The 9045-nt window shown below is 43.0% G+C and carries 7 protein-coding genes; 4 read left to right on the top strand and 3 right to left on the bottom strand.

Annotated features, from left to right (window positions below; all coding sequences use genetic code 11):
• The first annotated feature begins 318 nt into the window (after positions 1 to 318).
• The 4 genes from V7137_RS22860 (at position 319) to V7137_RS22845 (ending at position 4595) form a co-directional block, all read left to right on the top strand.
• Positions 319 to 1083, top strand: a complete 765-nt coding sequence (locus V7137_RS22860; RefSeq protein WP_335700208.1) for a methyltransferase domain-containing protein — start codon at positions 319 to 321, stop codon at positions 1081 to 1083.
• Between the two features lie 92 nt (positions 1084 to 1175).
• Positions 1176 to 2258, top strand: a complete 1083-nt coding sequence (locus V7137_RS22855; protein WP_335700207.1) for a hypothetical protein — start codon at positions 1176 to 1178, stop codon at positions 2256 to 2258.
• Positions 2255 to 2797, top strand: coding sequence for a DUF4865 family protein (locus V7137_RS22850; RefSeq protein WP_335700206.1), 543 nt, complete (start codon positions 2255 to 2257; stop codon positions 2795 to 2797). The genes V7137_RS22855 and V7137_RS22850 overlap by 4 nt, the downstream gene beginning before the upstream one ends.
• A gap of 283 nt (positions 2798 to 3080) precedes the next feature.
• Complete coding sequence (locus V7137_RS22845; RefSeq protein ID WP_335700205.1) at positions 3081 to 4595, top strand: malate:quinone oxidoreductase; 1515 nt, start codon at positions 3081 to 3083, stop codon at positions 4593 to 4595.
• Positions 4596 to 4776: 181 nt separating this feature from the next.
• On the opposite strand, the gene V7137_RS22840 is transcribed toward V7137_RS22845, so the two are convergent.
• The 3 genes from V7137_RS22840 to V7137_RS22830 all read right to left on the bottom strand — a co-directional run bounded on the left by V7137_RS22840 (position 4777) and on the right by V7137_RS22830 (position 8509).
• Positions 4777 to 4911, bottom strand: coding sequence for a hypothetical protein (locus V7137_RS22840; RefSeq protein WP_285290737.1), 135 nt, complete (start codon positions 4909 to 4911; stop codon positions 4777 to 4779).
• Between the two features lie 194 nt (positions 4912 to 5105).
• Positions 5106 to 5249, bottom strand: a complete 144-nt coding sequence (locus tag V7137_RS22835; protein WP_335700204.1) for a hypothetical protein — start codon at positions 5247 to 5249, stop codon at positions 5106 to 5108.
• Between the two features lie 317 nt (positions 5250 to 5566).
• Positions 5567 to 8509 (bottom strand): DEAD/DEAH box helicase, encoded by a 2943-nt coding sequence (locus tag V7137_RS22830; RefSeq protein ID WP_335700203.1) that lies wholly within the window; start codon positions 8507 to 8509, stop codon positions 5567 to 5569.
• Positions 8510 to 9045: the final 536 nt, after the last annotated feature.

Raw genomic sequence — 9045 nt, 5'->3', positions numbered from 1 at the left:
GTTACATTTACCTTGAGAAGGAAAAATCCGCTCGTTGGGTAAATGAAAGGTTGTTACATTTACCTTGAGAAGGAAAAATCCGCTCGCTCGGTAAATGAAAAGTTGTTACATTTACCTTGAGAAGGAAAAGTCCCCACGCTCGGTAAATGAGGGCGCTACATATACCTTGAGACAAAATAATCCCCACGCTCGGCTCGGTAAATGGGTGCCCGTCCATTTCTCAAGTGAGGTTAAATAAATTCTGGACAAAAATTCCAGAAACGTTCACACCTCTTTGCTATAATGATTAAAAAAGCAGCGTAAAGGGGATGGGGAAGGATGACTAATAGAGTTCAGAAAGATAGCTGGAATGCACATTTATATGATGAGAAGCATGCGTTTGTGTCTCGGTTTGGCTGGGATTTGGTTGAGCTGCTGGCGCCGCGGGCGGGCGAGCGGATTCTTGATCTTGGGTGCGGAACAGGGGACTTGGCAAACAAACTGCATCACCAGGACGTTAACATTATTGGCATCGATAAGTCCGAAAACATGGTCCAGCAGGCCCAAAACAAGTACCCGCGTCTTACCTTTCAGGTAGAGGACGCTGTGAACATGACGTACATAAATGAATTTGATGCTGTTTTTTCTAATGCCACACTCCATTGGGTGAAACCTCCGCAAAAGACCCTCCAGTCGATCTACGATGCCTTAAAGCTAGGGGGGAGATTTGTGGCTGAATTCGGCGGAAAAGGGAACGTCCAGACCATTACGGATGAAATCATCCGACAAGTAGGGAACCATTATCAACCCGAGCAATTCCCTTGGTATTACCCAAACATAGCTGAATACACCACCTTAATGGAACAAGTCGGATTTCGCGTCACGCACGCCCAGCATTTTGATCGGCCGACCCCTTTAACCGGAGAACAAGGCTTAAGAAACTGGATTGAGATGTTTGCCACCAGTCTGATCGAAGGCATAACCGTAGAAAAAAGAGAGTCGATCCTCACAACAGTAGAAAAAAACGTAAGGGGAGCTTTATACCGCAACGGTGTGTGGCTGGCGGATTATAAGCGGATTCGTGTGGTGGGGATAAAAGAGTAAAAACAGGGCCCTACTAAGGTCCTTTTTTATCGAAAAATTGGATATTTATGTTAAAATGAAAGTATCTTAGTACGTGTATTCAGGAGGAAACAATGGGATCTCTTTCGAAAAATAAATATCTTTGGTTCAGCATCATCCTCACCTTAGTGGTTGGCTCAAATCTATTAATCTACCGCCTGGAAAGTTTAGGACCACTTCCAACGGGCATGGCCTTAGGCACCCTATTTGATTGCATCATTACCATACCGATACTCGTGTACTTCTTCATCCTAAGAAAACGTTACTCCCTAAAATATATTCTCCCTGTCATGATTGCGGGATATGGCGCTGCAGTCCTCATCATTCCACACGGTCTGCTGGCAGCTTATTCCTTTGTAAAATATATCTTATTTGCAGGCGAGGGAGCCTTTTTCCTGCTCGAGCTTTATGTCGTTTTCAAGCTCATGGCCACACTTCCAAAAATCATCAGGAGCTACCGCACAAACGAAGCCGACATTCCTGCCTTTCCTTATCGAATGAAGCAAGCATGGGAGCAGCATCTAAAACCATCCCGGGTTCAAAAAATCTTTTTCACCGATATGACGATGTATTATTACAGTTTATTCTCTTGGCGGAAAAAACCGATGTTACCGGATGAACGGATGTACACCTGCCATAAAAAAACCGGCACCATCACGCTTTACGTCATGCTGATCCACGCCTTAGTGTTGGAATCGGTCGGTTTTCATTTCCTCCTGCATTCATGGAGTCCGCTGATATCCATCATCGTACTCGTATTGAATGTGATTACCTTGTTATTTTTCCTAGCAGAAATTCAAGCGATCCGGCATTGCCCGATTATGATCACGGACAGCTATTTATACCTGCAGATTGGGATTGGAAAACAGCTCCTCGTGCCGCTTGAGGAAATTAAAAGTATTCATCCTTACGATGGACCTGAAAAATTAAAAAAAGAAGAATCAAAACAAATTTTCGATGCGGTCCTTGCTGATTTTTTCAAAGAAAAGCCTACATTTGAAGTGGAGTTCTATCATCCTGTCGAAGCTTGGTTTATGTATGGATTTAAGAAAAAAGTGACCAAAGCCCATCTCCGCCTAGATGAACCACAAAAATTCTATCATGCGCTCACGGCAAAAATAATGAAGGACGATCACAAGGAGGGCCTACTGAAATGATAGCCACACAATATAAGATTACTTTACCAAGTGATTATGATATGAATATCATCAGAGACAGAGTCCGAAAGAATGGCCATAAAACAGACGGATTTGAGGAGCTGAAATTTAAACTATATTTGATAACGGAAAAAGGAATCCATCAAAATGTTCAAAATAGCTATTGCCCATTGTATCTTTGGAAAGGCAGCAACGGGTTAAACAAGTTTCTATTTAATGGATTTTATGACAATATCATAAGCTCGTTTGGATGGCAGCGGGTCCATGTCGGAATTCCACTCATTGATACCACGACTTCTAAAATCAAAGAGAGTAAATATTTATTTCAAATCAAAAAAGGTATACAGCCACAAGAAAGCCTCAATAACTTAAAAGAGAAAATAGCGGAAGAGATACCAACGATTGAACAGGCCGAATATATCGTGGTTTATAATCCGGAAAAATGGGAGTACGAGGTGTTTTACTTTTTAAATGATGTAAGCAGTGTAAAAGAGATGAATGGCGTAATCTATACCATCCTCCATATATCACAAGAGTAAAAAACTTTTTATTTTAAAATAATTATTTTTGCAAATTAAAGCCTTACTCATCTCAAGAAACTGGGTTAATGCTTTGGTTTTTGTGTGTTCTTTGGGTCTTGTGGAAGGACTTCTCAGTTGCTACATGCTTTAAAAATATTAGAAATTATCATATAATAGTAGATATACTAATCTGTCAATAATTGTATTCACTGTGAAATGGTTATAAAAGAGACAGAAAAGGTGTGTGACTAGGTCGCTCCTGCATCTTTTCTGCAAATTTTAGTAGAAAAGGTTGGTAAATATGATCAGCAAAGAAACTAAAACAGACGTTATATTAATTGGCGCCGGAATTATGAGTGCAACTTTAGGGACACTTTTGAAAGAATTAGTACCGGAATGGGAAATTACAGTGTTTGAGAAGCTCGAAAACGCAGGAGAAGAAAGCTCTAACGAATGGAATAATGCGGGAACGGGCCATGCGGCACTGTGCGAGCTTAACTACACGGTCGAAAAACCGGATGGAACTTTAGATATTAGTAAAGCGATAAAAATTAATGAACAGTTTCAGGTTTCAATGCAGTTTTGGTCTTATCTTGTAAACAGGAAGTTGATCCAAGATCCACAGGACTTTATCATGCCGCTACCTCATATGAGTTTAGTACATGGGGAGCAGGATGTAGCTTTTTTAAAGAAACGTTTTGAAGCGCTATCAAACAATCCACTTTTTCAAGGGATGGAATTTTCCGATGATCCGAAAAAACTGATGGAATGGATTCCGCTTGTTCTGCAAAACCGTTCAGGGGATGAACCGATAGCGGCAACCAAAGTCGACACTGGAACAGATGTCAATTTTGGAGCTTTAACACGGATGTTGTTTGACCACTTAGGAAATAAAAATGTCCAAATAAACTATAATCATAGTGTTAATAATATCAAACGTAATAACGATGGATTGTGGGAATTGAAGGTCCAGAATCAATTTAGCGGCACCGTTGAACGAGCTACGGCAAAATTCGTCTTTATCGGCGGCGGGGGAGGAAGTCTGCATTTACTGCAAAAATCCGGTATTCCTGAAGGAAAACATATTGGAGGATTTCCGGTAAGCGGAATATTTATGGTGTGTAACAATCCGGATGTTGTAGAACAGCACAATGCCAAAGTATACGGCAAAGCGAAGGTTGGAGCTCCGCCAATGTCTGTACCTCACCTTGACACAAGATATATCGACAATAAAAAATCGTTGCTATTTGGACCATTTGCTGGCTTCTCACCAAAATTCTTAAAAATGGGTTCGATGTTCGATTTAGTCACTTCTGTAAAACCAAATAATGTCTTAACGATGCTGGCAGCAGGCGCAAAAGAGATGTCTTTGACAAAATACCTGATTCAGCAAGTGATGTTATCGAAAGAACAGCGCATGGAAGAGTTACGCGAGTTTATTCCGAACGCCCAAAGCGATGATTGGGATTTAGTAGTCGCGGGCCAACGTGTACAGGTAATCAAAGATACGGAAGCTGGTGGCAAAGGAACGCTTCAATTTGGTACGGAAGTGATTACAGCCGCTGATGGATCGATCGCAGCATTACTAGGCGCTTCTCCAGGTGCTTCAACTGCCGTTCACGTAATGCTGGAAATAATCAAAAAATGCTTCCCAGAACATATTAATGAGTGGGAATCGAAAATCAAAGAAATGATTCCTTCTTATGGCGAATCACTAATGGAAAACCCTTGGCTTCTGGACAAAATTCATACTTCAACAGCGGAGACACTTGGTCTAAGCCAAAAAGAAAAAGAAAAAGAACTGGTCTTTAGTTAATTCTAAACGGGTGTTTTAGTAGTACGAGGAACCAGATTATCATCAAATGCAAAACCTCGCCATTTTTGCGGAGAGGTTTTGCATTTTTATTTGCCAATAACAATGTTAAACCATTTGTCACCAGCCGATATGTTTCTCGTCCGAAACGGATTTTGTTAGAAAATGACAGGTTCCGTTTTGTTTATTTATTATGACTTTTTTGAGCTTTTAATGCTACTTTTTCAAACCCATTACCTCGTTCTTCCGCAAACTCTAAATCTGCTTTAGGCAGAGCGGTATTATGTTTCTTAAATTGGTTATTCTTATTCTTTGCCATTTTTTCACCACCCATGTTGTTGTTACTTCAAGGATGCCAATTAGTATGTGTTTAGCACCTCACAATTTTAGTTTGCTTTCTTTTTTGGCGGCTATCCAATTTGAATTCTCATTTAACTGAACAGATTACGGATGGCTTAAAATAGAAAAAAGAAGCCCTCTTATAGTAAGAAGGCTCCCTTAACGAAGAGTGGATTAATGGACACGGATGATTTCGGAAATATTTTCATCATGGTGGACCCTGGTATGCTTGGATTCAAGTCGTTCAAATTCATCGATTTCATCAAATGACGCGCCAAACAACCAGCTTTTTAGCTCAAATAAAAAATCGGTAAGCATTATTATTTCCTCCCTATAGTGGGTTATTGGATTCTTATACCACTATTATACTTGTGAATCACTTCACATAAAAGCGGTTACAAAATAGGCGAAATAGCAAAATTATACAGAAAAATAAGAGAGTTTAGTCAGTGGTTTGAATGATCGTTGTAAGCACAAATACCATCAAAAAAGGATAAAACCATGATGGTTTTATCCCTTATGATCGTGCTCTTTGATCGTGTCTGGCACCATGAGATGTCCTTTTCACATGGACAAATGTCAAAGGATGGTGCCTGACACCATTAACATCACTTACACTATCACAATACCCAAAATCATCCCAGATACACCAAATCCTTCAGCTCGTCGGTGGATAGTTCGGTGATCCAGTTTTCACTTTGGATGATTTGGTCATTCAGGAATTGCTTTTTCTCGAGCATTGCGTCGATTTTCTCCTCGAGTGTACCCGTGCAAATCATCTTATGGACATGAACGAAGCGCGACTGGCCGATGCGGTAGGCACGGTCAGTGGCCTGGTTCTCAACAGCCGGATTCCACCAGCGGTCGTAGTGGATGACGTGATTGGCCGCCGTCAGATTCAGCCCGGTCCCGCCGGCTTTCAAGGACAGCAAGAACACCGGGAACTCCTGATTCTGGAACTGCTCAATCATCTCATCACGCTTCGCTTTCGGTACACTTCCGTTCAAGAATGGCACCTCAATGCCAAATTTCTTCTTCAATGTACTTCGAATCATTTCGCCCATTTCGATATATTGGGTGAAAATCAGACAGCTTTCGCCCTGTTCCAAAACCGCATCAATCAACTCGACAAGTTTCTCCAACTTATTCGAACGATCCAACAGTTCGCGCCCGACCGACTTTTCCTTTAGATAAAGGGCAGGGTGATTGCACAACTGCTTCAAGCGGCTGAGCATTTGCAAAATTAACCCTTTCCGCTCAAAGCCGGACAGTTTTTCAATTTCCGCAAAGGTATCGTGGATAAGCTGCTCGTATAACGACGCCTGCTCAGCTGTGAGCGGGCAATATTCCTTTTGCTCCAGCTTGTCAGGCAGGTTAAGGGCAACTTCTTCATCCTTTTTCGTGCGGCGCAGCAGGAACGGCCGAATCAACGATTGAAGCTGCTGTACTTTTTCTTTTTTCTCATCTTTTTCGATCGGTATCACGAACTTTTTCTGGAATTGCCCCAAGCTGCCAAGATATCCGTGATTGGTAAAATCAAAAATCGACCACAACTCTGATAAGCGGTTTTCCATTGGCGTCCCAGTCAGCGCAATGTGGTGGCGTCCGCGCAACCTGCGTACGGCCTTCGACTGCTTCGTCTGGGCATTTTTAATGTTCTGCGCTTCATCGATCGCAATGGAACTCCAAATCAACGATTCGAATTCCGCCAAATCAATATGGCTTAGCCCATACGAAGTCAATACAATATCGGCATCTTTAGCCTTTTCGGCAAAGGTTTCCTCTTTCAAACGGTTCGACCCGTAATGCAGGTACACCTTCATCTCAGGCGCGAAGCGCTCTAACTCCTTCTGCCAGTTACCAAGAACGGAGGTCGGACAGATAATCAGCGCCGCCTTCGTCGGAATCTTAGCAGCCGGCATTACGTCTTCATCCTTTTTACGGCGCTTTTTCACCTTATTTTCGGTGTCAGGCACCAAGGCAGCCAACTCATCCCCAACAACTTCTTTTACCTTCAATAAATAGGAGATAAGCTGCACTGTTTTCCCAAGCCCCATGTCATCAGCGAGGGTTGCGCCAAATCCGTACTGACGGAGGAACCAGAGCCAACTCATACCAAGTTGCTGGTAGGGTCGAAGTTCTCCCTGCAATCCAGACGGCACAGCCTCCAGCGGTATTTCATGCACCTCTGATAACTGCTTAATCATCTGCTTCCACTGGCGGTTCAACTCAATTTGAATTTTGGCAAATGCCTTTGGATTATCGAGCTCATCTTCGGTTTCTTCCGTCTCCATCAGTTCCTGCTCGAGCAAGTCGCGGACGTGCAAGCCTTCCTTTTCGGCCCGTTTCATCATATCCTGAATATGTCGAATAAACTGCGGATCCAGCTTCACCCAACGGCCGCGAATGAAGACAAGCCGTCTTTTTTCCTCGACAAGTTTCCCAAACTCATCCTCGGACAAGTCGACACCATTCATCGAAAAGCGCCAGTTAAAATCCAGCATGGCCTGGAGTCCAACAAAGGACGGCCGGTGGCTCGAGGTGCCTTTCAGGGCCGCCTTCACCTTCAAATTGGCATTTTTCATTGCCTGCCACCAAGAAGGGAGAAGGATTTCAACATCCAGGGCCACAAGCGTCTCACTCGCCTCCGTCAAAAACATCCACGCTTCTTCCTCACTCAGATGCGTTTTGAAGAATCCGTCTTCACCTAGCCAGGGAATCAAGCGGACCCAGCGTTCCCGCTCACGGTCGACCTTTTCCAAAAATGGCCGCCACTTCGCCGGAATCTTGGCGGAACCTTCGACATCATAAGTCTCATCCACATTTTTCTTTCCTCGTAAAAATAAATCCAGGCTCCACGCACCTTCGCCATCTGGCGGTTCATCTAGACGGAGCCCAATCGTAAACGGGGTGTCGTTTTCCTTAATCCCGACCCATTCCAGCCAGCTTTCTTCATCAAAATAACGAGCCAGTTCACTGCCGGAAATATTTTGCTTCCGGAGCAAGTCGAGTTTCGGTCCGAACAACTCCTTCATCGCGGCATTCCGAGTCAAGTAGCCGTCAAGGGCACCGTTGTACAAGTCAGAAATATACTTTTTGGTGGTTTCTAGGTCACCATCCGTCGAATCATAAATGCCGGGCTCTTCAATCATTTGTTCCCAAAACGACGGATCAAACTCATCCTTGACACGCTCAGGAAGCTTCCAGCGAAAATCGCCGTGCTCCCAGACCGAAAAGTCCGGCAGCCAATCTTTTTCGAGGATTCCCTCATAAAGCGCATGGGCGGCGGCCAGACAAATCTCGGATTGTTCATTCCAATCCCATTCGATAAAGCGATTAAACGACTCCTTGGCAAAAAGTGAGACCAGATGCCAGCTGCTCACAACTACACCTTCGACGCCATCCACGGTCTCCGTCTCAAGGAGCGTTCCAAAGAAGCTTTCCTCGTGATTGCTGAAAACGAGGTTCTTCCACCTAAATGGGCTCATCACATGACCTCGTTCATCTTCAGCAGTAAGAAGAAAACGACCTTCCCCGATTTTAGTTGTCAGCAATTTCATAAACCTTGTTTTAAGCATCGATACAAAACTCCTTTAAGTGGGGGAGAGAACATCAATAGGCCATAGACTAGCCTGTCGATTTTCTAATAATGTCTAAATGTACAAAACCCTTTAAGTGGGGGAGAGAACATCATTAGGATATATACTAGTCAGTTGTTTTCCAAATAATGTCTAATTGCACAAAACCCCGTAAAAATTGCACAAAACCTATAAAAAATTGCACAAAACCCCTGAAAAATCGTACAAAACCTCAATAAAGTTGCACAAAACCTATCAAAAAATGAACAAAACAAAAACCCACAAAACAAACAACCCATAAACCCTAAAAAAACAAAGGGAAAATCCATAAAAACGGTTGGGTGTCCACTCCGCGCGTACAAAGTGCCTTGTAGTGTCCACGGACGGTGCCTGACACCAAATTATTAATCATCAAAAAGTCCATAAAAATCCATATTCCATTATTATACCCAAAAATATGTAGTTAGAGGAGGGTGAGGCTTGAAGTTATTCTAATTAGTGCTGGAATTGAATGTGGTGGATTCAAAAAAAGCACG

The organism is Neobacillus drentensis (genome assembly GCF_036962765.1).
Classification (GTDB): Bacteria; Bacillota; Bacilli; order Bacillales; family Cytobacillaceae; genus Neobacillus; species Neobacillus drentensis_C.
Note: the sequence above shows the minus strand (reverse complement) of the source record. Positions and strands in the feature narration are given on the sequence as shown.

Coding starts and splice junctions, on each gene's coding strand:
- V7137_RS22860 (WP_335700208.1), top strand. CDS start 319: ATGACTAATAGAGTTCAGAAAGATAGCTGGAATGCACATTTATATGAT.
- V7137_RS22855 (WP_335700207.1), top strand. CDS start 1,176: ATGGGATCTCTTTCGAAAAATAAATATCTTTGGTTCAGCATCATCCTC.
- V7137_RS22850 (WP_335700206.1), top strand. CDS start 2,255: ATGATAGCCACACAATATAAGATTACTTTACCAAGTGATTATGATATG.
- V7137_RS22845 (WP_335700205.1), top strand. CDS start 3,081: ATGATCAGCAAAGAAACTAAAACAGACGTTATATTAATTGGCGCCGGA.
- V7137_RS22840 (WP_285290737.1), bottom strand. CDS start 4,911: ATGGCAAAGAATAAGAATAACCAATTTAAGAAACATAATACCGCTCTG.
- V7137_RS22835 (WP_335700204.1), bottom strand. CDS start 5,249: ATGCTTACCGATTTTTTATTTGAGCTAAAAAGCTGGTTGTTTGGCGCG.
- V7137_RS22830 (WP_335700203.1), bottom strand. CDS start 8,509: ATGCTTAAAACAAGGTTTATGAAATTGCTGACAACTAAAATCGGGGAA.